This is a genomic window from Streptomyces sp. NPDC107522 (assembly GCF_055657525.1).
Genome location: NZ_JBVKAU010000006.1, coordinates 470,728 through 494,499 on the forward strand (window position 1 = coordinate 470,728; position 23,772 = coordinate 494,499).

The 23,772-nt window shown below is 70.2% G+C and carries 23 protein-coding genes; 9 read left to right on the top strand and 14 right to left on the bottom strand.

Features of this window, described 5'->3' with window-relative positions; translation table 11 throughout:
* Positions 1-30: 30 nt before the first annotated feature.
* Positions 31-1,194, top strand: coding sequence for a galactokinase (gene galK, locus ACZ7L6_RS22465; protein WP_471926537.1), 1,164 nt, complete (start codon positions 31-33; stop codon positions 1,192-1,194).
* A gap of 47 nt (positions 1,195-1,241) precedes the next feature.
* Here galK and ACZ7L6_RS22470 read toward each other — a convergent pair whose 3' ends face one another.
* On the bottom strand, positions 1,242-1,697 hold the full coding sequence (locus ACZ7L6_RS22470; protein ID WP_471926539.1) for a GNAT family N-acetyltransferase: 456 nt from the start codon (positions 1,695-1,697) through the stop codon (positions 1,242-1,244).
* Between the two features lie 272 nt (positions 1,698-1,969).
* Between ACZ7L6_RS22470 and ACZ7L6_RS22475 the strand changes: the two genes are divergently transcribed.
* Positions 1,970-2,743, top strand: a complete 774-nt coding sequence (locus tag ACZ7L6_RS22475) for a LuxR C-terminal-related transcriptional regulator (protein WP_471926541.1) — start codon at positions 1,970-1,972, stop codon at positions 2,741-2,743.
* A 123-nt stretch (positions 2,744-2,866) separates the two neighbouring features.
* Here ACZ7L6_RS22475 and tamR read toward each other — a convergent pair whose 3' ends face one another.
* A complete protein-coding gene (tamR, locus tag ACZ7L6_RS22480) occupies positions 2,867-3,364 on the bottom strand; it encodes a MarR family transcriptional regulator TamR (RefSeq protein WP_059196100.1) in 498 nt (165 codons plus the stop codon).
* A gap of 94 nt (positions 3,365-3,458) precedes the next feature.
* Here tamR and ACZ7L6_RS22485 point away from each other — a divergent pair, with 94 nt between their 5' ends.
* From ACZ7L6_RS22485 to ACZ7L6_RS22495, 3 genes are all read left to right on the top strand, one after another.
* Positions 3,459-4,268, top strand: coding sequence for a trans-aconitate 2-methyltransferase (locus tag ACZ7L6_RS22485; protein ID WP_471926543.1), 810 nt, complete (start codon positions 3,459-3,461; stop codon positions 4,266-4,268).
* Positions 4,268-4,660, top strand: a complete 393-nt coding sequence (locus ACZ7L6_RS22490; protein ID WP_471926545.1) for a VOC family protein — start codon at positions 4,268-4,270, stop codon at positions 4,658-4,660. The genes ACZ7L6_RS22485 and ACZ7L6_RS22490 overlap by 1 nt, the downstream gene beginning before the upstream one ends.
* A 65-nt stretch (positions 4,661-4,725) precedes the next feature.
* Positions 4,726-4,899 (top strand): CsbD family protein, encoded by a 174-nt coding sequence (locus ACZ7L6_RS22495; RefSeq protein ID WP_471926547.1) that lies wholly within the window; start codon positions 4,726-4,728, stop codon positions 4,897-4,899.
* A gap of 22 nt (positions 4,900-4,921) precedes the next feature.
* On the opposite strand, the gene ACZ7L6_RS22500 is transcribed toward ACZ7L6_RS22495, so the two are convergent.
* Together ACZ7L6_RS22500 and ACZ7L6_RS22505 are read right to left on the bottom strand one after the other, a co-directional pair.
* Entirely contained in the window at positions 4,922-5,599 is a 678-nt protein-coding gene (locus tag ACZ7L6_RS22500) for a TetR/AcrR family transcriptional regulator (RefSeq protein WP_433041772.1), read from the bottom strand.
* The gene (locus tag ACZ7L6_RS22505; RefSeq protein WP_471926549.1) at positions 5,596-6,606 is read right to left on the bottom strand and encodes an acyl-CoA desaturase; all 1,011 of its coding nucleotides are present in this window, start codon (positions 6,604-6,606) and stop codon (positions 5,596-5,598) included. Before ACZ7L6_RS22505 ends, ACZ7L6_RS22500 begins: the two co-directional genes overlap by 4 nt.
* Positions 6,607-6,914: 308 nt before the next feature.
* Here ACZ7L6_RS22505 and ppc point away from each other — a divergent pair, with 308 nt between their 5' ends.
* Complete coding sequence (gene ppc / locus ACZ7L6_RS22510) at positions 6,915-9,644, top strand: phosphoenolpyruvate carboxylase (protein WP_471926551.1); 2,730 nt, start codon at positions 6,915-6,917, stop codon at positions 9,642-9,644.
* A gap of 104 nt (positions 9,645-9,748) precedes the next feature.
* Here ppc and ACZ7L6_RS22515 read toward each other — a convergent pair whose 3' ends face one another.
* The 7 genes from ACZ7L6_RS22515 to ACZ7L6_RS22545 form a co-directional block, all read right to left on the bottom strand.
* Positions 9,749-10,420, bottom strand: a complete 672-nt coding sequence (locus ACZ7L6_RS22515) for an LPXTG cell wall anchor domain-containing protein (RefSeq protein WP_471926553.1) — start codon at positions 10,418-10,420, stop codon at positions 9,749-9,751.
* A gap of 137 nt (positions 10,421-10,557) precedes the next feature.
* The gene (locus ACZ7L6_RS22520) at positions 10,558-11,046 is read right to left on the bottom strand and encodes a hypothetical protein (RefSeq protein ID WP_471926555.1); all 489 of its coding nucleotides are present in this window, start codon (positions 11,044-11,046) and stop codon (positions 10,558-10,560) included.
* A 65-nt stretch (positions 11,047-11,111) separates the two neighbouring features.
* On the bottom strand, positions 11,112-11,714 hold the full coding sequence (pth, locus tag ACZ7L6_RS22525) for an aminoacyl-tRNA hydrolase (RefSeq protein WP_471926557.1): 603 nt from the start codon (positions 11,712-11,714) through the stop codon (positions 11,112-11,114).
* 127 nt (positions 11,715-11,841) lie between these two features.
* Complete coding sequence (locus tag ACZ7L6_RS22530) at positions 11,842-12,438, bottom strand: 50S ribosomal protein L25/general stress protein Ctc (protein WP_471926559.1); 597 nt, start codon at positions 12,436-12,438, stop codon at positions 11,842-11,844.
* A gap of 218 nt (positions 12,439-12,656) precedes the next feature.
* Positions 12,657-13,637: a ribose-phosphate diphosphokinase gene (locus tag ACZ7L6_RS22535; protein WP_398828940.1), complete on the bottom strand. Its 981-nt coding sequence runs from the start codon at positions 13,635-13,637 to the stop codon at positions 12,657-12,659.
* Between the two features lie 133 nt (positions 13,638-13,770).
* Positions 13,771-15,219 (bottom strand): bifunctional UDP-N-acetylglucosamine diphosphorylase/glucosamine-1-phosphate N-acetyltransferase GlmU, encoded by a 1,449-nt coding sequence (gene glmU, locus ACZ7L6_RS22540; protein WP_471926561.1) that lies wholly within the window; start codon positions 15,217-15,219, stop codon positions 13,771-13,773.
* Between the two features lie 214 nt (positions 15,220-15,433).
* Positions 15,434-16,297 (bottom strand): helix-turn-helix domain-containing protein, encoded by an 864-nt coding sequence (locus ACZ7L6_RS22545; RefSeq protein ID WP_471926563.1) that lies wholly within the window; start codon positions 16,295-16,297, stop codon positions 15,434-15,436.
* Between the two features lie 167 nt (positions 16,298-16,464).
* Here ACZ7L6_RS22545 and ACZ7L6_RS22550 point away from each other — a divergent pair, with 167 nt between their 5' ends.
* A complete protein-coding gene (locus ACZ7L6_RS22550) occupies positions 16,465-17,805 on the top strand; it encodes a sensor histidine kinase (RefSeq protein ID WP_471926565.1) in 1,341 nt (446 codons plus the stop codon).
* A 25-nt stretch (positions 17,806-17,830) separates the two neighbouring features.
* Here ACZ7L6_RS22550 and ACZ7L6_RS22555 read toward each other — a convergent pair whose 3' ends face one another.
* Both ACZ7L6_RS22555 and ACZ7L6_RS22560 read right to left on the bottom strand, forming a co-directional pair.
* Positions 17,831-18,325 carry an SUKH-3 domain-containing protein gene (locus ACZ7L6_RS22555; protein ID WP_471926567.1) on the bottom strand — a complete coding sequence of 165 codons (495 nt, stop codon included), beginning with the start codon at positions 18,323-18,325 and terminating at the stop codon, positions 17,831-17,833.
* Between the two features lie 95 nt (positions 18,326-18,420).
* Entirely contained in the window at positions 18,421-18,951 is a 531-nt protein-coding gene (locus tag ACZ7L6_RS22560; RefSeq protein ID WP_471926569.1) for a YwqJ-related putative deaminase, read from the bottom strand.
* Between the two features lie 308 nt (positions 18,952-19,259).
* Here ACZ7L6_RS22560 and ACZ7L6_RS22565 point away from each other — a divergent pair, with 308 nt between their 5' ends.
* Complete coding sequence (locus ACZ7L6_RS22565; RefSeq protein WP_471926817.1) at positions 19,260-20,243, top strand: SMI1/KNR4 family protein; 984 nt, start codon at positions 19,260-19,262, stop codon at positions 20,241-20,243.
* Between the two features lie 319 nt (positions 20,244-20,562).
* Here the strand turns inward: ACZ7L6_RS22565 and ACZ7L6_RS22570 are convergent, their stop codons facing one another.
* Complete coding sequence (locus ACZ7L6_RS22570) at positions 20,563-21,057, bottom strand: hypothetical protein (protein WP_471926835.1); 495 nt, start codon at positions 21,055-21,057, stop codon at positions 20,563-20,565.
* On the opposite strand from ACZ7L6_RS22570, the gene ACZ7L6_RS22575 reads away from it, so the two are divergent.
* Positions 20,960-23,512 carry an SUKH-4 family immunity protein gene (locus tag ACZ7L6_RS22575; RefSeq protein WP_471926819.1) on the top strand — a complete coding sequence of 851 codons (2,553 nt, stop codon included), beginning with the start codon at positions 20,960-20,962 and terminating at the stop codon, positions 23,510-23,512. The two genes, ACZ7L6_RS22570 and ACZ7L6_RS22575, sit on opposite strands and share 98 nt — an antisense overlap.
* Positions 23,513-23,772: the final 260 nt, after the last annotated feature.

Sequence of the window (23,772 nt, forward strand, 5' to 3'; positions counted from 1 at the left end):
CGGTTCAGCAGGGAAGGTCAGGGTCAGGGGATGAGCGTCGACACGGCAGCCGCGGTCGCCGAGCGGTTCAGGGAGCTGTACGGGGCCGAGCCGGAAGGGGTGTGGGCCGCGCCGGGCCGGGTCAACCTGATCGGCGAGCACACCGACTACAACGACGGCTTCGTCATGCCGTTCGCGCTGCCGCACACCGCGGTCGCGGCGGTCTCGCGTCGCACGGACGGCATGCTGCGGCTGCACTCGTCGGACGTCGAGGGCGGGGTCGTCGAACTGCGCGTCGACGACCTGGCCCCCGAGTCGGACCAGGCCTGGACGGCGTACCCGTCGGGCGTCGTCTGGGCGCTGCGCCAGGCCGGCCATGCGGTGACCGGCGCCGACATCCACCTGGCCTCGACGGTCCCGGCGGGCGCGGGCCTGTCCTCGTCGGCGGCGCTGGAGGTCGTGGTGGCGCTGGCGCTCAATGATTTGTACGACCTCGGCCAGAAGGGCTGGCAGCTGGCCCGCCTGTGCCAGCGCGCGGAGAACGTGTACGTCGGCGCCCCGGTAGGGATCATGGACCAGACGGCGTCGGCGTGCTGCGAGGCCGGCCACGCCCTGTTCCTGGACACCCGGGACCTCTCCCAGAGGCAGATCCCCTTCGACCTGGCCGCCTTGGGGCTGCGCCTGCTGGTCGTCGACACCCAGGTCAAGCACTCCCACAGCGAGGGCGAGTACGGCAAGCGGCGCGCGGGCTGCGAGAAGGGCGCTGCGCTGCTGGGCGTGGACGCGCTCAGGGACATCGCGTACGACGACCTGGACGCGGCGCTTCAGCGCCTCGGCGACGAGGAGGAGGTCCGCCGCCTGGTCCGGCACGTGGTCACGGAGGACCAGCGCGTCGAGCGGGTCGTCTCCCTGCTGGAGTCGGGCGAGACGCGCGCGATCGGCCCGGTCCTGACGCAGGGCCACGCCTCCCTGCGGGACGACTTCCGCATCTCCTGCCCGGAGCTGGACCTGGTCGTGGACACCGCCCTTGCGAACGGCGCCCTGGGCGCCCGCATGACGGGCGGCGGCTTCGGCGGCTCTGCGATCGTGCTGGCCGAGGCGGCCGGCGTCGAGACCATCACCAAGGCCGTCGAAGAGGCCTTCGCCTCGGCCGGGTTCACGGCACCGCGCGTCTTCGAGGCGGTGCCTGCGGCCGGGGCGCGGCGGGTGAGCTGACGCACGGCGCGTGAGCTGACGCGCGGCGGGTGAGGTGACCGGCTCGCTCACCCCAGCCGCTTGGTCAGCGTGTACTCCGTGATCCCCGGCGGATAGTCGGGGATCACGCACACCACGTCGTACCCCTGCTTCTTGTAGAACTCCGGCGCCTGGAAGTCCCATGTCTCCAGGCGTACGGCCGTGCAGCCCCGCTCGTCGCGGGCGATGCTCTCCGCACGTGCAAGCAGTTGCGAACCGAGACCGGCCCCGCGGTGGCGTTCGTCGACCCAGAGGTACGTGACATGGAGCCAGCTGGTCCAGGTGTGACCGACGAGGCCGCCGGCCAGGGCGCCGGAGTCGTGCAACGCCCAGACCTGGAGCGGAAGTTCGCGTTCTCCTGGGGTTCCGCGCAGGGCGCGCAGGATCGGGGAGGCCGCGGTGTTGGTGTCCCGCAGCCGCCGGCGAAGAAGATCCTGCCGGGCTTTGTCGACTTCTGTCTCCAGACGAAACATGCGGCTCACCATAAACGCGTCGGACGGCCAGTTCTGCAAATTACCTTCCGCTCCTGCCGCCCGCCCGTACTCTGATGGACAGCACCGGTGGGGGCCGGTGCTGATCAGGGGGCGAGACAAGTCGGGTTCGATGCCCGAAGTGGGGGTAGCAGTTCTTGCACGGCGGCGGCCGTGCGGCCATCCGTGCTTCGGGCGTCGTGCCCGCAACCGTGTTCGTCTCCCGGTGTCGTCCTCATGACGATGGGGTATCCCCTGCTCTTCGAGAGCTTGGGGAAGGGGGTTTCGTGGTTCGCATCCGAGTCCTGGTCGTCGACGACCATCGCATCTTCGCCGAGTCGCTCGCCGCCGCCCTGGCCGCCGAGCCCGACGTCGACGTCTCCGCCGCGGGCAGCGGTCCGGCGGCGCTGCGCAGCCTGGAGCGCGCGGCCGCCGAGGGGCGCCGGTTCGATGTCCTGCTCGTCGACGCCGACCTGGGCGGCAGTGTGCCGGGCGTGAGGCCCGCCGTGCCCGTCCAGGAGGTGGGCGAGGACGGGCTGGTCGACGGCATATCGCTGGTCGCCGGGGTCCGCTCGGCGCAGCCGGCCGTACGGATCGTCGTCCTCGCCGAGAAGGACGATCCACGCCGGGCCGCGCTCGCCCTGCAGGCCGGGGCCTCCGGATGGGTGGCCAAGGACTGCTCGCTGTCCCGGCTGCTCACCGTCATCCGTGGCGTACTGCGCGACGAGACGCATCTGCCGCCGGCCCTGCTGACGGGCGTCCTGCGGGAGCTGACGGCCGCGCGCAAGCACCGCACCGAGAGCGAGCGGCTGGTCGAGTCGCTGACCCCGCGCGAGCGCGAGGTCCTGCGCTGCATGGTCGCCGGCCTGGGCAGAAAGGCGGTCGCCGAGCGCCTCTACCTCTCCCCGCACACGGTCCGCACCCACATGCAGAACGTCCTCGGAAAGCTGGGCGTCCACTCGACGCTGGCCGCGGTCGCGCTGGCGCGGCGCGCCGGGGTCGGCCCGGTGGACCTGGGCCCGGCCGGCCGAATCCTGCCGGAGGAAAGCAGCAGCGCGTGACAGATGCCGGTGAGCAGCAACGTCCCTAAGGGGCGCGGGGAACTGCGCGACCAGCCGCGACGAAGCTGCAGACAACCGACGGCATAGCGAGGCACTACCCAAACGGCTCTCCCAGCGGAGCGCCTAGCCGGGGATGTTGTCGAACGGCGCAGTCAGCTGCCGCAGCAGACCGGCCAGTTCACCCCGCTGCGCCCGCGACAGCTCCGCCAGGATCGCGCGCTCCTGGTCGAGCAGCCCGGCGAGCGCCTGGTCCGCCCGGTCGCGGCCCTCGTCCGTGAGGCGGACCAGCACACCGCGCCGGTCGCTGGGGTCGGGAAGGCGCTCCACCAGGCCCTTCTTGGCCAGGCGGTCGATGCGGTTCGTCATCGTGCCCGAGGTGACCAGGGTCTGTGTGAGCAGCTGCCCCGGGGAGAGCTGGTACGGCGTTCCGGCGCGTCTGAGCGCGGTCAGCACGTCGAACTCCCAGGGCTCCAGGCTGTGCTCGGAGAAGGCCAGCCGGCGTGCGCGGTCCAGATGCCGGGCCAGTCTGCTCACCCGGCTGAGCACCTCGAGCGGTTCCACGTCGAGGTCCGGGCGCTCCCGGCGCCACGCTGCGACCAGCCGATCGACCTCGTCCTCCATGACGATCAGTGTAGTGGTTGTGTCGACGTGAAGTCTCTTGACGTCAAGATATCTCGGGAGGCAGGCTGGACAGCGAGAGACAGGAGGCCCCGCCATGTCCGCTGCCGCCGCCCCCACCTGGGACCCCGCCCAGTACCTGCGCCACGCCGGCCACCGTGCCCGCCCCTTCACCGACCTCCTCGCCCGGGTCCCCGACCTCCCCGGCGAGCAGCCCCGTATCGCCGACCTCGGCTGCGGCCCCGGCAACGTCACCGCCCTGCTCGCGCGGCGCTGGCCCACCGCGCACATCACCGGCTACGACAACTCCGGCGAGATGCTCGACAAGGCCCACGTCGAGCACGAGGGCCCGACCAGGGGCGGCGGCCGCCTCGACTTCGCGCACGCCGACGTACGGACGTGGGAGCCGGGTGAGCCGTACGACCTGATCGTCAGCAATGCCACGCTGCAGTGGGTGCCGGGCCATGTGGAGCGTTTCGGCGCCTGGGTGCGGGGCCTGCGCCCGGGCGGCACCTTCGCCTTCCAGGTCCCCGGCAACTTCGACGCCCCGAGCCACCGCCTGATGCGCGACCTCGCCGACCGCCACGGCCTCACCGACACCCTGCGCCACTCCGACGCCGTGCTGTCCCCGCAGGACTACCTGGCCCGCCTGACCGGCCTGGACTGCACGGCGGACGTGTGGGAGACGACGTACATCCACCTGCTGACCGGCGAGGACCCCGTCCTCGACTGGGTGAAGGGCACGGGTCTGCGCCCCGTCCTGACGGCCCTCGCCGACACGCCTGACCGGCGCGAAGCCTTCCTGCACGACTACCGGGCGGCCCTGCGCGAGGCGTATCCGCCCGGCCCGCACGGCACTCCCTTCCCGTTCCGCCGGATCTTCGCCGTGGCCCACAAGGAGGCGTGATGATCACCGCCGTCGACCACGTCCAGCTCGCGGCCCCGCCCGGCTCGGAGGAGCGGCTGCGGGCGTACTACGTGGACGTCCTCGGCATGACCGAGATCCCGAAGCCGCCGGTGCTCGCCGCGCGCGGGGGCTGCTGGTTCCAGGCCGGGGGTGTGCAGCTGCATCTGGGGATCGAGAGCGCCCCCGCCGGAGGCGGAAAATGTCACTGCCGGGCCGCGAGGAAGGCGCACCCCGGGCTGCGGGTGATCGGAATCGAGCGGTACGGGGCCGCCCTCGCCGCCCGTGGAGCGCAGGTGGAGTGGGACGAGAACCTGCCGGGGCACAAGCGGTTCTACTCCTGGGACCCCGTGGGGAACCGGCTGGAGTTCCTGGAGCCGGTGCTCACTGTTTGAGTTCCACCCCGGAGGGTCACCCGCTGGTTGGACCCCGACGTCAAGCCTTGCGAGGAGTGAGGGACGTGGCGAAGGAAGAGAAGGCCCGGGGCAAGAAGGAACAGCTCAAGGGCAAGGCCAAGGAAACCATGGGCCGCACGGTCGGCAACGAGGGGCTGACCGCCGAAGGCAAGAGCGAGAAGAGGAAGGGCAACGCCCGCCAGATGAAGGAGAAGGGGAAGGACACCTTCAAGGGCTGAGTCCGCGGGCACCCGAGGTGCGTCAGCTCTTGCGGTGCCCTATCAGCCGCGGCTTCGGCTCCAGGCCGTCCAGCCCGTGCCAGGCCAGGTTCACCAGATGGGCCGCCACCTCCGCCTTCTTCGGGCGGCGGACGTCCAGCCACCACTGACCGGTCAGGGCGACCATCCCGACCAGGGCCTGCGCATACAGCGGGGCCAGCTTGGGGTCGAAGCCGCGGCTCTTGAACTCGCGGCCCAGGATGTCCTCCACCTGGGTCGCGATGTCCGAGATCAGCGAGGCGAAGGTACCCGTCGACTGGGGGATGGGCGAGTCACGGACCAGGATGCGGAAGCCGTCCGTGTACTCCTCGATGTAGTCCAGCAGCGCGAACGCCGCCTGCTCGCACAGCTCACGCGGATGGCCGGCCGTGAGGGAACTCGTCACCATGTCCAGCAGACGGCGCATCTCGCGGTCCACCACCACCGCGTACAGCCCCTCCTTGCCGCCGAAGTGCTCGTACACCACCGGCTTGGACACTCCGGCCTTCGCCGCGATCTCCTCCACCGACGTGCCCTCGAAGCCCTTCGCGGCGAAGAGGGTGCGACCGATCTCCAGCAGCTGCTGACGCCGCTCCGCACCGGTCATCCGGGTACGGCGCGTCCGCCGCTGCTTCTCATTGCCGGGGGTACTGCTGGAGTCGGTCGCCACGGCGTCAATCATGCCGCCTTCGCAGGCTCCTTCCGGCGCCGGGAGCCGCCTTCCTCGGTGTTCCGGCGCGAATCGATACGCGAGCGTGACGGCCAGCGCACGTCGTAGGCCCAGCCGAGCATCTCGAACCAGCGGATGAAGCGCGCCGAGGAGTCGATCTGCCCGCGCATCACACCGTGCCGCGCGGAGGTCGGGTCGGCGTGGTGCAGGTTGTGCCAGGACTCGCCGCACGACAGGACCGCCAGCCACCACACGTTGCCCGAGCGGTCACGCGACTTGAACGGCCGCTTGCCCACCGCATGGCAGATCGAGTTGATCGACCACGTCACATGGTGCAGCAGAGCCACCCGGACGAGTGACCCCCAGAAGAACGCGGTGAACGCGCCCCACCAGGACATCGTCACCAGACCGCCGATCACCGGCGGCAGCGCCAGCGACACGACCGTCCACAGCACGAACTGCCGGGAGATCGTCCGGATCGCCTTGTCCTTGATCAGATCCGGCGCGTACTTGTCCTGCGGCGTCTGCTCCTCGTCGAACATCCAGCCGATGTGCGCCCACCACAGGCCCTTCATCAGGGCCGGGACGGTCTCACCGAAACGCCACGGAGAGTGCGGGTCGCCCTCCGCGTCCGAGAACTTGTGGTGCTTGCGGTGGTCCGCCACCCAGCGGACCAGCGGGCCCTCGACCGCCAGCGACCCCATGATCGCCAGCGCGATCCTGAGCGGCCGCTTGGCCTTGAAGGAACCATGCGTGAAGTAGCGGTGGAAACCGATCGTGATGCCGTGGCAGCCGAGGAAGTACATGAAGACCAGCAGGCCGAGATCCAGCCAGCTCACACCCCAGCCCCAGGCCAGCGGCACCGCGGCCAGCAGCGCCAGGAACGGGACGATGATGAAGAGGAGAAGCGTGATCTGCTCGAGCGAGCGCTTCTGCTCACCGCCCAGCGTGGCGGAGGGCGTAGGGGTGTCGTCGTTCGCCTTCGGGGCGTCTTCGATCACATCGGAGCTCGTGGTCATGGGCGTCCCCTGTGGGGTCGAGGGTTGAGGCAAGTGCCGGGGTCTCGGGAACTGTTCCCAGGTTCCGTCACAACGGTCCCTACGGTTCCGTAACCTACGGCGTCGTAAGTATGGCAGTGCGCCGCCCGGCGGCAAGAGCCCGTGAGACTGCGCGTCCGCATGGACACCTATCCTTGGAGTCGGTCGGACAGCGCGGTCCGCTCTGAATTCTTCCCGGATGCCAGGAGCCGTATGCGGCACCCGCCGCGCGGCCCCCAGCGCCGGGTTCCCCTCCCAGACGAGCTTCAACACTGCAAGGAGCCGCACCTGTGAGCAGTGCCGACGACCAGACGACGACCAGCAGCGAGCTGCGCGCCGACATCCGCCGACTGGGCGACCTCCTCGGTGAGACCCTCGTCCGGCAGGAAGGCCCCGAGCTCCTCGACCTCGTCGAGAAGGTCCGCCGCCTGACCCGAGAGGACGGCGAAGCCGCCGCCGAGCTGCTGCGCGGCACGGAACTGGAGACCGCGGCCAAGCTGGTCCGCGCCTTCTCCACCTACTTCCACCTGGCCAACGTCACCGAGCAGGTCCACCGAGGCCGCGAGCTGCGCGCCAAGCGCGCCGCCGAGGGCGGCCTCCTCGCCCGCACGGCCGACCGCCTCAAGGACGCCGACCCCGAGCACCTGCGCCAGACGGTCCAGCACCTCAACGTCCGCCCCGTCTTCACGGCCCACCCCACCGAGGCCGCACGCCGCTCGGTCCTCAACAAGCTCCGGCGCATCGCCGCCCTCCTGGAGGAGCCGGTCCTCGAAGGCGACCGCCGCCGCCACGACACCCGACTGGCCGAGAACATCGACCTCGTATGGCAGACGGACGAGCTCCGCGTCGTCCGTCCCGAGCCCGCCGACGAGGCCCGCAACGCCATCTACTACCTCGACGAACTCCACGCCGGCGCCGTCGGCGACGTCCTGGAGGACCTCACCGCCGAACTGGAACGCGTCGGCTACAAGCTCCCCGACGCCACCCGCCCCCTCACCTTCGGCACCTGGATCGGCGGCGACCGCGACGGCAACCCCAACGTCACCCCCCAGGTGACCTGGGACGTCCTCATCCTCCAGCACGAGCACGGCATCAACGACGCCCTGGAGATGATCGACGAGCTGCGCGGCTTCCTGTCGAACTCCATCCGCTACACGGGCGCGACCGAGGAGCTCCTGGAGTCGCTGAAGGCCGACCTGGAGAACCTCCCCGAGATCAGCCCCCGCTACAAGCGCCTCAACGCCGAGGAGCCCTACCGGCTCAAGGCCACCTGCATCCGGCAGAAGCTGGAGAACACCAAGACCCGCCTGGCCAGGAACATCCCGCACGAGCCCGGCCGCGACTACCTCGGCACCAGCGAGCTGCTCCAGGACCTCACCCTCATCCAGGCCTCGCTGCGCGAACACCGCGGCGGCCTGTTCGCCGACGGCCGCATGGACCGCACCATCCGCACCCTGTCCGCGTTCGGCCTCCAGCTCGCCACCATGGACGTACGCGAACACGCGGACGCCCACCACCACGCCCTCGGCCAGCTCTTCGACCGCCTCGGCGAGGAGTCCTGGCGCTACGCCGACATGCCCCGCGACTACCGCACCAAGCTCCTCGCCAAGGAGCTCCGCTCGCGCAGGCCCCTCGCCCCCACCCCGGCGCCCGTCGACGCGGCCGGTGAGAAGACGCTCGGCGTGTTCCAGACCGTGAAGAAGGCCCTGGAGGTCTTCGGACCCGAGGTCATCGAGTCGTACATCATCTCCATGTGCCAGGGCGCCGACGACGTCTTCGCCGCCGCCGTCCTCGCCCGCGAGGCCGGCCTCATCGACCTGCACGCCGGCTGGGCCAAGATCGGCATCGTGCCGCTGCTGGAGACCACCGACGAGCTCAAGGCCGCCGACACCATCCTGGAGGACATGCTCTCCGACCCGTCGTACCGCAGGCTCGTGGCACTGCGGGGCGACGTCCAGGAGGTCATGCTCGGCTACTCCGACTCCTCCAAGTTCGGCGGCATCACCACCAGCCAGTGGGAGATCCACCGCGCCCAGCGCCGCCTGCGCGACGTCGCCCACCGCTACGGCGTCCGCCTGCGCCTCTTCCACGGCCGCGGCGGCACCGTCGGCCGCGGCGGCGGCCCCTCCCACGACGCCATCCTCGCCCAGCCCTGGGGCACCCTGGAGGGCGAGATCAAGGTCACCGAACAGGGCGAGGTCATCTCCGACAAGTACCTCGTGCCCTCCCTCGCCAGGGAGAACCTGGAGCTGACCGTCGCGGCGACGCTGCAGGCCTCCGCGCTGCACACCGCCCCGCGCCAGTCGGTCGAGGCGCTCGCCCGCTGGGACGCCGCGATGGACGTCGTCTCCGACGCCGCCCACGCCGCCTACCGCAAGCTCGTCGAAGACCCCGACCTGCCGACGTACTTCCTCGCCTCCACGCCGGTCGACCAGCTCGCCGACCTGCACCTGGGCTCGCGGCCCTCCCGCCGCCCCGGCTCGGGCGTCTCGCTCGACGGACTGCGCGCCATCCCGTGGGTCTTCGGCTGGACCCAGTCCCGGCAGATCGTCCCCGGCTGGTTCGGCGTGGGATCGGGGCTGAAGGCGCTGCGCGAGGCCGGCCTCGACACCGTGCTCGACGAGATGCACGAACAGTGGCACTTCTTCCGCAACTTCATCTCCAACGTCGAGATGACGCTCGCCAAGACCGACCTGCGGATCGCCGCCCACTACGTCGACACGCTGGTGCCGGACGAGCTGAAGCACGTCTTCGACACCATCCGCGCCGAACACGACCTGACCGTCGCCGAGGTCCTCAAGGTCACCGGCGAGCAGGAACTCCTCGACGCCCAGCCCGTCCTCAAGCAGACCTTCGCCATCCGCGACGCCTACCTGGACCCGATCTCCTACCTCCAGGTCGCCCTCCTCAAGCGCCAGCGTGACGCCGTGGCCGCCGGAGAGACAGCCGACCCGCTGCTCTCCCGCGCCCTGCTCCTCACCGTGAACGGCGTGGCAGCCGGCCTGCGCAACACCGGCTGAGCACCCCGCACACGACGGTGCCCCCGCGCTTCACACGAAGCACGGGGGCACCGCTCGTTCACAGCCCTACGGCAGACAAGCCCCTACGTCGGACAAGTCCCAGCTCAGGCCTTACGACGCCGGAACACCAGGTATCCGCCCGCGCCCAGCAGCGCCGCCGCGGCCGCGGACAGCAGGCCCACCGGCGCACCGTTGCCCGTCTCGGCGAGGTCGCCCTCGCTGTCACCGCCCTGCGCGGACGGCGACGACGACGCAGCGGCCTCGGCGGACTCAGACGGGCTCGCGGACGGCTCGGCGGTGGACTCGCCCGGCGCCTCCGACTCCGAGGCCGACGGCGAAGCCGTGCTGCCGCCGCCCTCCTCCTCGTCCTCGCAGTCCGTCCAGAACACCTTGTGCTTGGCCGAGCCGTTCTCGCCCTCGAAGTTCCAGAACAGCTTGTAGTGCCCGTCGGGCAGCGTCATGTCCTGCGTACGGCCATGACCCTCGCCGTCCAGGGTGATGGCACCGGACTTCACCGTCTCGCCCTTTGTAGCGGCGGTCGGCGCCCAGGCCTCGATGTGCCAGTCGACCTTCTGAACGCTGTCGAAACCGAACGCGTCCAGGTAGAACTCGCACACGTGCGGCTCGTTCTTGCGCAGCTCTTCGCCGGTCGTGGCGTCATGGATCTTGACGGTCCCGTTGTCACCGGGAGCGGTGGCGTGGGCGGCGGCCGGTGCGGAGAAAACAGCGGCCGCGGCGACGGCGGACAGGGCGCCGGCGCGGGTGAGGGTTCGCATGAGGCAGTAGTCCATCTTCGTGAAACGAACGGGAAGATGTGGAGGGGGCGGCTCAGCATCCTGCTCGCACTGACCACAGGTCAATCACGAACAGACAACACTCAATTCCTCCACAGACCGGTAGAACGACGCGGCCGTCAGATCGTCACAAAAGCCGCCGTGAGCAGGGCCAACCCCGACCCCGCCAGCACCCACGCCACCCGAGTCCGCCGCAACCCACCCGCGACGACCACCGAAGCCAGCAACAGCGCTCCGCCCATCGGAACCCACGCATAGAGAACGCCCGCCGGCCCCGACCGCACGACATCGTCACTGCCCGGCTTCACCACGACCGTGTACGTCCGCCCCTTGCGCACGGCCACGTTCTTCTCGATGACGACCGACTCCCGCGGCCGCGACCCCGCCGACATCGGCGTGTACGGCCCACTGCACGTGTCCGCACCACACCGCGTCACCTCGATCGTGCCGCTCTCCCGCCCCTTCGTGAGCATCACATGATGCGCGGTGCCCCACGACCCCCACACACCCGCGATCAGAATCAGCAGCGCGACCGTACCCATCGCCGCGAACCGCCCGAACCGCAGCACCGCGACAGCGCCCTGACTGGAAACAACGGCAGAAGGCATGGCCGCGATCCTTGGCCATGCCCCTGCGCTCGGTCAACCTCGGCCCGTTCGACTGACCGGACAAGTCAGGAGTTGTACGTGCTTTGCGCCCGCTCCAACCCCTCGATCACCAGACACTCCACCGCATCCGCCGCCCGGTCCACGAAGTAGTCCAGCTCCTTGCGCTCCGCCGACGAGAAATCCTTCAGCACGAAGTCCGCCACCGGCATACGCCCCGGAGGCCGCCCGATCCCGAACCGCACCCGGTGATAGTCCGAACCCATCGCCTTGGTCATCGACTTCAGCCCGTTGTGCCCGTTGTCACCGCCACCCAGCTTCAGCCGCAGCGTGCCGTAGTCGATGTCCAACTCGTCATGTACGGCGACGATGTTCGCGACCGGCACTTTGTAGAAGTCCCGCAACGCGTTCACCGGACCCCCGGACAGATTCATGTACGACATCGGCTTCGCCAGAATCACCCGCCGGTTCAACGGCCCCGGCGGCCCGATCCGCCCCTCCACGACCTGCGCCTGAGCCTTACCGGCCCGCTTGAACTTCCCCCCGATCCGCTCGGCCAGCAGCTCCACCACCATGAACCCGACGTTGTGCCGGTTCTTGGCGTACTCAGGTCCGGGATTGCCCAGGCCGGCGATCAGCCAGGGGGCACTCGGGTCGGTGGTCACGTCCATGTCTCCTTGCTGTGCTTTCTGGGGGATGACCCCCAGACCCGCAGCAGCCAGCCGCTGCCCCCAACGGGAACAGCGGCTGACAAACCGATGACAGAGCCGACGATCACGCCTCTGCCAGAGCTGAGGATCAGGCCTCGGCGACTTCCTCGCCCTCGGCGGCCTCGCCCTCCGGGGCCTCCTCGGCCTGCGCGGCCAGAACCTGCAGGACGACAGCGTCCTCCTCGACGGCCAGCGTCGTGCCCTTCGGCAGCGTGATGTCCTTGGCGAGGACGGAGGCACCGGCCTCCAGGCCCTCGATGGAGACGGTCACGGACTCGGGGATGTGCGTGGCCTCGGTCTCGACCGGCAGCGCGTTCAGCACGTGCTCCAGCAGGTTGCCACCCGCGGCCAGCTCGCCCTCGGTGTGCACCGGGATCTCGACCGTGACCTTCTCGCCGCGCTTGACCAGCTGCAGGTCGACGTGCTCCAGGAAGCCCTTCAGCGGGTCACGCTGCACGGCCTTCGGAATCGCCAGCTCGTTGCCCTTGCCGTCGATGTCCAGAGAGATCAGAACGTTCGGCGTACGCAGCGCCAGCAGCAGGTCGTGGCCCGGCAGGGTCAGGTGCAGCGGGTCCGAACCGTGCCCGTACAGGACACCGGGAACCTTGCTGTCACGACGGATACGACGGGCAGCGCCCTTGCCGAACTCGGTACGGGTCTCGGCGGAGATCTTGACCTCGGACATGATCACTCCTCGTAGAAGCTAGGACGGACGTGGTTACCCGGCCACGAACGGCCTGCTACGAAGAGCGCGTCGATAACGGATCGCCGTACGACTTCCCATGAAGCGGTACGGCCTCCCTCGCCGAGCAACTGCAGCAGTCTACTCGGCAGGGGAGGCCGTAGAGAAGTTGACCTTGAGCGCCCTCCGGGCGCGGGCGATCAACCAGGTCCGCTAACGGCTCACTGCTCGTCGAACAGGCTCGTCACCGAACCGTCCTCGAACACCTCACGCACCGCACTCGCGATCGTCGGCGCGATCGACAGAACAGTGATCTTGTCCAGCTCACGGTTCAGCTCACCCGGCGTCGGCAGCGTGTTCGTGAACACGAACTCACTCACCCGCGAGTTCTTCAACCGGTCCGCCGCAGGCCCCGACAGCACACCATGCGTCGCCGTCACGATGACGTCCTCCGCACCGTGCGCGAACAGCGCGTCCGCCGCCGCACAGATCGTGCCACCCGTGTCGATCATGTCGTCGACCAGGACACACACGCGGCCCTTGACCTCACCCACGACCTCGTGGACCGTCACCTGGTTCGCCACGTCCTTGTCCCGCCGCTTGTGCACGATCGCGAGAGGAGCACCCAGCCGGTCACACCACCGGTCGGCCACCCGCACACGACCCGCGTCCGGCGACACGACCGTCAGCTTGTCCCGGTCGACCTTGTCGCCCACGTAGTCCGCCAGAAGCGGAAGGGCGAAGAGGTGATCGACCGGCCCGTCGAAGAAGCCCTGAATCTGGTCCGTGTGCAGATCCACGGTCAGGATCCGGTCCGCACCCGCCGTCTTCATAAGATCCGCGATCAGACGCGCCGAAATCGGTTCACGCCCACGGTGCTTCTTGTCCTGCCGCGCGTAACCGTAGAACGGCACGATGACCGTGATGGAGCGAGCCGACGCACGCTTCAGCGCATCGATCATGATCAACTGCTCCATGATCCACTGATTGATCGGAGCCGTGTGGCTCTGGATCACAAAGCAGTCCGCACCACGCGCCGACTCCTGATAACGGACATAGATCTCACCGTTGGCGAAGTCGAAGGCCTTCGTCGGGACAACCCCGACACCCAACTGCTGGGCGACCTCCTCGGCAAGCTCGGGGTGGGCGCGGCCGGAGAAGAACATCAACTTCTTCTCGCCGGTCGTCTTGATCCCGGTCACAGCACTGTCTCCTCAGAGGTGTCGCAGCTGGGTGTCGAGAGACCACGCCGCTGGGCGCGACGAGCCGTCTCAGCTGGTGGGGTGCGGGTGTGCACTTATCACGGTACGCCGTGTCCGACGCACCCGTTTCCGGTCAGTCTTCGCTTTCCCCCTGCCGGGAGGCCGCCTCGGCCGCCTTCGCAGCCGCACTGCCCGGACGCTTACGGGCCACCCAACCCTCGATATTCCGCTGCTGACCACGGGCCACAGCGAGCGAACCGGGCGGCACATCCTTCGTGATCACAGAGCCGGCAGCGGTGTACGCACCGTCCCCGATCGTGACAGGCGCCACAAACATGTTGTCCGAACCGGTACGGCAATGCGAGCCGACCGTCGTGTGGTGTTTGTCCTGTCCGTCGTAGTTCACGAAGACACTCGCGGCACCGATGTTCGTGTACTCACCGATGGTCGCGTCACCCACATACGACAGATGCGGGATCTTCGTCCCCTCACCGATCGAAGCGTTCTTCGTCTCGACGTACGTCCCGATCTTGCCCTTCGCCCCCAGCCGCGTACCGGGCCGCAGATAGGCATACGGCCCCACCGACGCACCCGGCCCCACGTGAGAGCTGTAGGCCACGGTGTTGTCCACACGAGCACCGGCGTCGACACGCGTGTCCGTGAGCCGGCTGTTCGGCCCCACCTCCGCGCCCTCACCGACATGAGTGGAACCATGCAGCTGAGTGCCCGGGTGCACAACCGCGTCCTGCTCGAACGTGACCGTGACGTCGACCCAGGTGGTAGCGGGATCGACCACGGTCACGCCGTCCAGCATGGCCCGGGTCAGCAGCCGGTCGTTCAGAATCCGGCGCGCCTCGGCGAGCTGCACACGGTTGTTGATCCCCGCGATCTCGCGATGGTCGGCGGCCACGGAGGCGCCGACACGATGACCGGCCTCGCGAAGAATCCCCAGCACATCGGTGAGGTACTCCTCACCCTGACTGTTGTCGGTACGCACCTTGCCGAGCGCGTCCGCGAGCAACTGCCCGTCGAACGCGAAGACACCCGAGTTGATCTCCCGGATCGCCCGCTGCGACTCCGTCGCGTCCTTGTGCTCGACGATCGCCGTGACCGCACCGGAAACCCCGTCCCGCACGATCCGCCCGTACCCGGTCGCGTCCGGCACCTCGGCGGTCAGCACGGTCACCGCGTTGCCGTCGGCGGAGTGCGTGGCGGCGAGACGGGTCAGGGTCTCGCCGGTCAGAAGCGGAGTGTCGCCACAGACGACGACCACGGTCCCGTCGACGCCACCGCCGAGCTCCTCGAGAGCCATCCGTACGGCATGCCCCGTGCCGTTCTGCTCCGCCTGGATCGCGGTCCGCACGCCGGGGTCGATCTCCCCGAGATGCGCGGTGACCTTCTCCCGCGCGTGCCCCACGACCACGACGAGGTTCTCGGGCTGCAACTCGCGCGCGGCGGCGAGCACATGGCCTACGAGGCTGCGTCCGCACAGCTCGTGCAGGACCTTGGGTGTGGCCGACTTCATACGGGTGCCCTCACCCGCTGCGAGAACGACGACGGCTGCCGGGCGAATGGCGCTCACGGGATGCCCTTCGGCTGTGGATGGGGTGGGGTGACATCCGCAGGATACCGGGGGGTTTCGTGGGGGACATGGGAGCGGGCCCTGACTTGGCTGTCAGGGCCCGGAGGCAGAGAGCTCCCCCATCAGGATTTGAACCTGAACTTAAGGGACCAAAACCCTCAGTGCTGCCTGATTACACCATGGGGGATGAAACTCGACTAAACCGGACATTTGGTCAGGTCGCCGAGTCGGCACCCAACACTATGCCGTACCAGGCGCCCTCCATGCGACGGTACAACTCGGCGCTCCTGGTGACATAAATGACCAAGCAACCTCGATAGGAGTCGCCGATGTTCTTGCGAACCGTCCTCGGGTTGTGCCTCTTGAGAGTGGCTCGCTGGAAGGTTGAAGCGTCCACGCCGACCAGGTCGGCCCAGAAGGCCTCGGCTTCGCTCACGTCTGCTGATTCGTGGATGCTGACGCGGAATCGCATCCGCTCGCGCTCTACATCCAAGGACTCGAGCCAGCGCAGATAGAAGCGGATGACGTTCGGGTCGCTGTTGATGAACTGCAGGATCTCCCGGCGCTGGGTGCTGTGAGCTTTGTCCTTGGCCCCCTCGGCCCAGTAGAGAACCACCCCGGCCAAGAACAGCTCGCGGTCTGAGAGGCTGCCGACGGCTTGCTTCGCCTCTTCCTTCGTGCGATGCCGTTCCTCGTCCTGTGCGTTACGGAGGCGTTCCAGCCCTGCATTCATGAGTGCCCGCTGCTCCTCCGGCGTGTAGCGAGGCTCGGGCCTCGGCAGATCCCGTACCCATAGCGAGACGGAGCTCCTGGAGCACCCCAGCTCCGCCTCGATCTGGTCGTACGTCCAACCCTGTAGCCGGAGCTCCCGTGCCTTCGCCCGCAGGTCGTCCTTCGCTCGCGGCCGCTTCGTCCACTCCGGTGGCGGCTCCCCCTTCACCAGCTGGTTGAGGATGTCGTTGTTGAAGATCTTCAGTTCGTCGCGGATCTGCCGAAGGCTGTAGCCCCGCCGCTGCAGCGACACCGCCTGCTCCCGCAGTCCTTCGAAGTCGGCGTATTTGCCCTGTGGATGTGCCATAGGCATACCGTCCGGCCGGAATGATCGGTTCCGGGGTCGAACAGTGTGCGATTCAGCAGTTCGAGGGATATCGGGCGGTTTCGCTTACGTTCGGTTACGCGCTGTGGTGTAGGCCAGTCCGCAAAACTCGCCGGAAAACCGGGCCGGGGCGCCCGTAGGCTGGAGGCATGACCACGACGGGGGAAGCCCACACAGAGGCGCCGCCACCGGGGGCGGGGCCGTGGTGGTGGGCCAGGGTGCGCAGTGCGGTGCTGGACGTGGGTCTGGCGGTCGTGTCGGCGGTGGAGTGCGGGGGCGAGGGGGTTCGGTTCGCGCGGGATGCCGGGATTCCGGAGGCCTCGGGGGTGGTGTTCGGGGTTCTGGCGGGGTCGGTGCTGGTGTTGCGGCGGCAGTGGCCCATCGCCGTCGTGCTGGTGTCGATTGCCGTGATGCCCGCCCAGATGGGGTTCCTGATGGGCATCGTCGGTCTGTACACCCTTGCCGCTTCGGAGCTGCCGCGGCGGATCATCGCCTCGCTGGCGGGCATGTCGTTCGTCGGGATGCTGATCGTGACGTTCGTGTGGGTGCGGCAGGGCGTGGCGAGCGGTGATCTGACGTTCGGGGAGTGGGTTGTCCCGCTGGCTTCGCTGACCACGGCTCTCGGTGTGACCGCGCCGCCGCTGTTGCTGGGGTTGTATGTGGGGGCTCGGCGGCGGTTGATGGAGAGTCTGCGGGAGCGGGCGGACAGTCTTGAGCGGGAGCTTCAGTTGCTCGCGGAGCGGGCGGAGGAGCGGGCCGAGTGGGCGCGGGGCGAGGAGCGGACCCGGATCGCTCGGGAGATGCATGACGTGGTGGCCCACAGGGTGAGCCTCATGGTCGTGCATGCCGCGGCGTTGCAGGCGGTGGCCCGGAAGGATCCCGAGAAGGCCGTGAAGAATGCGGCGCTGGTGGGGGACATGGGGCGGCAGGCGCTCACCGAGTTGCGGGAGATGCTCGGGGTGTTGCGCAGTGGGGGTGGTGAGGCGGAGCGGGCTCGGCGGGCTGTGGTGCCGCTTGCGGCGGTGGGGGCCGCTGCTGCTGCCGCTGCTGATCGGGAGTGGTCCGGCGGCGGGGACGAGGGGGCGGCTGCCGAGGGGCCTTGTCTTTCGGAGCTGGATGAGTTGATCGGGCAGTCGGCTGCTGCGGGGATGGTGGTGGATCTGTCCGTGGAGGGGGAGTCGCGGTCGTATGCGCCGGAGGTGGAGCAGACGGCGTATCGGGTGGTGCAGGAGGCGTTGACGAACGTCCACAAGCATGCGGCGGGGGCGAAGACGCATGTGCGGCTCGCGCATCGGGTATCGGAGATCGCGATGCAGGTGGAGAACGAGCCGCCGCCGGAGGTGTCGTCGGCGTCGTCGGCGCGGTTGCCGTCGGGGGGCAACGGTCTGGTGGGGATGAAGGAGCGGGTCTCGGCGCTGGGTGGGGTGTTTGTGTCGGGGCCGACGGATGCGGGGGGTTTTCGGGTGTCGGCGGTGATTCCGGCGGCGTAGGCGCGGCCTTCGCCGTTTTCGTGTGTCAGCCGGCTGTGAGTCGTACGGGTTCTATGCCTGCGACGAGGCCGGCGAGGGCTTGGTCGATGTCGGGGCCGAGGTACCAGTCGCCGGTGTGGTCGAGGGTGTAGACGCGGCCTTCGGTGTCGATGGCGAGGAGGGCCTGGGTGTCGGTTTCGGCGCCGAGGGGGCAGACCTCGGTGTCGAGGGCGCGGCCGAGGTCGCCGAGGGTGCGGGCCATGTGGAGGCCGTGGAGGGGGTCGAAGTGGACGGTTGCGGGGGCGACCTGGCGGCCGGGGCCGGTGGGGTTGAGGTGGAGGCCGCCGAATTCGGCCCAGGCCTCGACCGCGGCGGGGAAGACGGCGTGGCGGTGGCCGGCGGGGGAGACGTGGTCGCGTAGGGCGTCGGCCCAGATTTCGGCCTGTTTGATGTCCCAGCGTCCGGGTTGCCAGCCGGCGGCGCGCAGGGCGGCGTCGACGGGGACGGGGAAGCGGGTGGTGGAGGTGCGGTCGGTGTGCATCTGCCCTTCGTTCGTCGAGTGCGCCGGGGGGCGTGGTGGTGCGTGGCCGCCCGGCGGGGTGCGGTCTTACTGGTTGTGCTGCTCGGTGTGGGGGGTCAGTCGTCTGCTGCTGTGGGGTCGACGATGCGGACGCCGAAGTGGGCGCTGAGGGCGGTGCAGGCGCGGCAGGGTGTGGCGAAGCTGCCGTGGAGGGGGTCGCCGTCCTCGCGGATGCGGCGGGCGGTGAGTTTTGCTTGTTTGAGGGCTTTGCGGGCTTCGCCGTTGGTCATGGGTTTGCGGGCGGCGCGTTTGCTGCGGGCGGCGTCGGCGGCGGCGATGTGGCGTGAGATGAGGATGGTCTCGGCGCAGCGGCCGGTGAAGCGGTCGCGTTGTCCGCTGGTGAGGGTGTCGAGGAAGTCCTGGACGAGGTGGTGCAGGGGCGGGGGCTGGTCGCCGCGGGCGGCGGTGCCGGTGAGGGTGGCGCCGCGGACGGAGAGGGCGGCGGCGACGGTGGGGAGTATGCCGTCGCGGCGGTGGCGGAGCGTGGGCGCGTGGGGGGCGTCGGTGGCGCTCCAGCCGATGCGGGGGTCGCCGGACCCGGACCTGGCTGAGTGTGGTCCTGTCTGCGTCGCGTTCATGTTCGTCATCCCCTCCCGAGCATCCCCCGGGCATGCTCTTGGACGTCACAGAGTGCCAAATGCCGTGGCGGGTGCGGAAGCTGGGGCGGCGTGACACGCCCGGGTTTGGGCGGGCTGTCACGGCGGGGTGACGGCTGGTCACGGAAGCGGAGGGGGTCGTGACCGGCGCCGGTGACCGGTGTCGTCGTACCGCATAGGCTGTCGGCACCGCTTTCCATGCGGTGACGTGTGGACGCAGATGAGACAGCCGATGCGGGGCGTTGTGACCGTCAGTGGTCATGGCGGGCCGTGTCAGAACGCCGCAGGGGGCAACCGCCATGACGACAGGTCGGCTCGGGCAGCAAGCCGCGCCGCCGAACGCGGCCTACGCCGGGCAGGTCGTGCATTTCCCGGATCCGGTTCGGGCGTCGCGTCACCCGAGAGGAGTACGGGTCGATGAGCGGGGTTACCCCGATTTCTCGCCGTATGCGCGGGCGGCGGCGGAGATCGCGGAGCCGCCGGAGGGTTTCGGTGTCGACGAGTTGCGGCTGACGGACTATGTGTCGGCGAACGCGGCGCTCGCGGCGTCGGGGCACGATCTGTGGGACACGGTGCCGGCGGTGGCGACGCCGCATGGCTGGACGTGGCATCACGTGGTGGGTTCGCGGCGGCTGGAGTTGGTTCCGGTCGAGGTGAAGGCGTTGCTGCGGCATCACGGTGGGATCGCGACGTCGGCGGTGGATCACGACAAGCGGGGGACGCGGCCGTTGCAGGACACGCGGCCTGCGCATTTCCGGTTGCCGAAGTCGGGTGTTGCGGTGACGGAGTCGCAGGTGCTGGGGGTCGAGGAGGATCTCGGGTATCGGCTGCCGGGTGCGTATCGGTCGTTTCTGAAGGCGGCGGGCGGGTGTGCTCCGGTGGGGACGGCGCTGGATCCGGAGTTGGGTCTGCTGGTGGACCAGCCGCTGTTCACGGTGCGGGACGAGGCGGCGGTCAATGACCTGGTCTATGTCAACAAGTGCCTGCGGGACCATCTGACCAAGGATTACTTGGGTGTTGGGTTTGTGCAGGGCGGGTTGCTGGCGCTGAAGGTGAAGGGCGACCGGATCGGTTCGGTGTGGTTCTGCGCGTACGACGATGCGCGGGATGTGGATCCGGGGTGGTCGCCGGCCGAGCGGGTGGAGCGGTTGTTGGTGCCGTGCGGTGAGGACTTCGATGCGTTTCTGTCCCGGCTGGCGGGTTCTCCGCCGGAGTTGGAGACGGTGGCGAATCTGATGGTGGACGGCGGGTTCGCACGGTCCGTTCCGGTTGCTGGGGAGTGAGCTTCGCGATGGTGACGTTCGCGCAGGCGCAGGAGCGCGCGGAAGAGTGGGTCAACGGGGATGTGCCGTCGTACCAGCATCGTGAGGTGCGGGTGCGGGAGTTCGAGCTCGGGTTCGTGGTGTGGGCCGAGGACCGCGCCGACGGGCCGCGTTCGGGCGGCGGCGAGCAGCGGCTGGTGATCGCCCGGGACAGCGGGGAGGCCACGTTGTGGCCTTCGCTGCCGGTGGGTGAGGTGATTCGCCGGTACGAGGAGGAGTACGGCCGTGCCGACGCGGCGGCCGAGCCGGTGCCGGCTGCTCCGGCTCGGGTGGATCTGAATCAGACGTCGTTCTTGTTGACGCCGCCGGAGTGGTTGCAGGAGGCGGCGGACAGGCTGGGGATCTCGGATCGGCGGGACGGGGGTTCGGGGGCCGGGTCTGATGGTGCCGGTTCTGATGGTGGGGCGGGTTCGGCTGCCTCCGGTGGCGCGTCTGCGGGCGCCTCTGGCGGCGGGGCGCTTCCTGAGACGCCGGGCGGGGTTCCGGCGGGGACGGCGACGGCCGGCTCGGGTGCTGCCGCGGCTGCGGCCGGTGTGCCTGAGGGTGCGACTCCGTGGGCCGGGACGGACACGAGTGCGGATGCCCTCGAGGACCGTTCCGTGCCGTTGCCGGAGACGGTGTTCGCGCCGCCGTTGAGCGGTGACGACACCGCGCCGCCGGATGCCAAGACGGCGCTGATGTCGGGCGGCAGCCAGCTGCCGCCGACGGCGATCGAGCCGCCGCTCGACGAGCCGAACGCGCAGGGCGTGCCGGGTGGTGCGCCGCGGGGCAGCATGCCTCCGCCTCCGCCTGGGCCGGGTGGGGCTTCGTACGGGTATCCGCAGGCGGCGGGTGTGCCGGGTACGCCGCCTCCGGGTGCTCCGGGTGCTCCGGGTGCTCCGGGTGCGGGTGCCACGCCGCCGTCTTCGCCGGGGCCGGGTGGGTCGTCATACGGGTATCCGCAGGGTGCCGGTGTGCCGGGTACGCCCCCGCCGGGCGCTCCCGTGCCAGGTGCCATGCCGCCGCCCGCGCCGTCGTACGGCTACCCGCAGGGCGGGCCCGCCGGTGGTCCGGGTGGGTCGCAGGGTCCGGGTGCTCCCGGGGTGCCGGGGCGGCCGCTTGCGCCGAATGCCGAGGACATCGCCGATGCCGCGACGAGCAAGGCGGCGCCTCCGTCGCGCGCGCGGGGTGGGGCGACGCCGCCTCCTCCGCCGGGTGCCCCGGGGACGCCGGGGGCGCGGGCGGGGAGTACCCCTCCGCCGCCGTCCGCTCCGGGGACGCCGGGTACGCCGGCGGGTGGGTACGTTCCGACGCAGCTCGTGTCGGCGCTGGGGCCGGATGGGCCTGAGGGTGCTGCCGGTCCGGGTGCGCCGCAGGGGCCGGGGGGCGCGAACGCGCCGGGCGCTCCGCAGCCGCCCGGTGTTCCGGGTGCTCCCGGGTCGCCGAATCCTCCCGGTGTCCCGAATCCGCCGGGTGCTCCCATTCCGCCCGGTGCGCCCGGCGGTGTGCATCATGCCGCCACGGTGCTGGCCGACCCGGGTCAGATGGGCAGTCCTCCGCAGCCTCCGGGTGCCCCTGGGGCGCCCGGCGCTCCGGGTGGGCCGAACCCGCCTGGCATCCCCAACCCGCCCGGCACTCCGGGCGCCCCGGGCATGCCTGGCGCTCCACAGCCTCCCGGTGCCCCCGGTGCCCCCGGTGCTCCGGGTGCTCCGCAGTCGCCGGGCGCCCCACAGCCGCCCGGCGCTCCCCGCGCTCCAGGCGCCCCGGGCTCCGCGGGCGACGCCGCCGGTGCCGTTCACCACGCGGAAACGGTGCTGGCCGCGCCCCCGGTGGGCGGCCCCGGGGTTCCGCCTCCGCCGCAGGCGCCCGGTGCTCCCGGTATGCCTGCTGCTCCGGGCACCCCCGGTGCTCCCGGTATGCCTGCCGCTCCAGGCACCCCTGGCGCTCCAGGCACCCCCGGCGCTCCGGGCGCCCCCGGCGCTGCAGGTGCTCCCGCGGGCCCCGGCGCTCCCGGCATGCCAGGCGCCCCCGGCGCTGCAGCCCCGCCCGCCCCTCCCGGCATGCCCGGTGCCCCCGGCATGCCCCCGGCCGCCCCACAGCCCCCCATGTCGCCAGGGGCCGTACCACCACCGCCTGGCCAGCCAGGCCAGCCCGCGCACCCGGGACAGGGCCAGCCCTCCGCACCCGGCCACCCGGGACAGGGCCGGCCCCCGGCCTCCGGCCGCCAGGGCCCGGCCCAACCCCCGGCCTACGGCTACCCCCACCAGCCCACCGGTCAGCCCACCGTCGGCCCCGGCTACCAGGCCGTCCTGCGCTACCGCGCTCAGGACGGGTCCGAGCAGCAGCTGATCCGGCGTTCGGCGCCGGGGACGCCGCACCCGGAGTGGCAGATCTTCCATGAGCTGCGGGCCATGAACGTGCCGCCGGACCAGGTGCTGGAGCTGCACACGGAGTTGGAGTCGTGTGAGCTGCCGGGTGCGTACTGTGCGCGGATGATCCGGGAGCAGTGGCCGCAGGCGCGGATCACGAGCATTGCGCCGTACGGCACGGATCACGCGAGCCGGCAGCAGGGTATGCAGCAACTGCTCGCGCATCAGGGCGAGTTGCACCAGGTCGCCGACGGGCCCGCCCGGCCGGCGCCGGTGCGTGCCCCGCTGCCGCAGGTGCAGGCGGCGCCGCCGGCTCCGCCGGAGGGTGTGGCGCAGGAGCTGGCGGGGGCGTTCGGGCCGGGGATCTTCCGGTTCGAGCAGGCCGCCGTGTCCCGGCAGGGCGTGCCGCCGGTCGTGGCGCACAGCCTGGTGGTCGGCGGTCTGCCGATGGACATGGGTCCGTTCTTCTGGGCGCAGGCCCAGCCGGGGCGGCCCGTTCCGACGCTCGCGGAGCTGGCGGCGGAGCGCGGGGTGCAGCCGGCCTCGGACGCGGGCTCGTACCTCGTCATGGGCAGTGACTTCGGCAAGGCGCTCTGTGTGCAGTACGGGACGGCGAACATCGTCGCCGTGCCGGTGGAGGCGGGGCCGGGCGGTGCGCCCGTACCGCCGCAGTTCGTGAACACGGGGCTGCCGGAGTTCCAGCGCTGCCTTGCGCTGCTGGGCCGTATGTGGCGTCTTCGCTTCGGCCTGAACCAGGAGCAGGCGGGCCGCTGGACCGTCGACTTCCAGGCCCAGCTGGCCGCCCTCGACCCGGCGGCGCTCGGCTCGCCGGAGAGCTGGTGGTCGGTGCTGCTGGAGCAGATGTGGGACGGGTTGCTGTGACGCCACCGAGCCCGTCGTGGACGTCGGTCGGCCCGTCGTGGACGTCGGTCGGCCCCTCGCAGACATCCCCCACCCCCTCGTTGACGTCGCCAAGCCCCTCGTAGGCGTCACCCGGCTGCCGCCGGCAGCGGCGTGCGGGCGTGAAAGGGCCGGCTCTCGGTTGTGCGACCGGAGCCGGCCCTTTCGTATGCGCCCGTACGCGCTTTTCGTGACGGTCTTCGTGCCTCCGCCCGTGTCCCGTGCGCGGAGTGTCGCGTTAT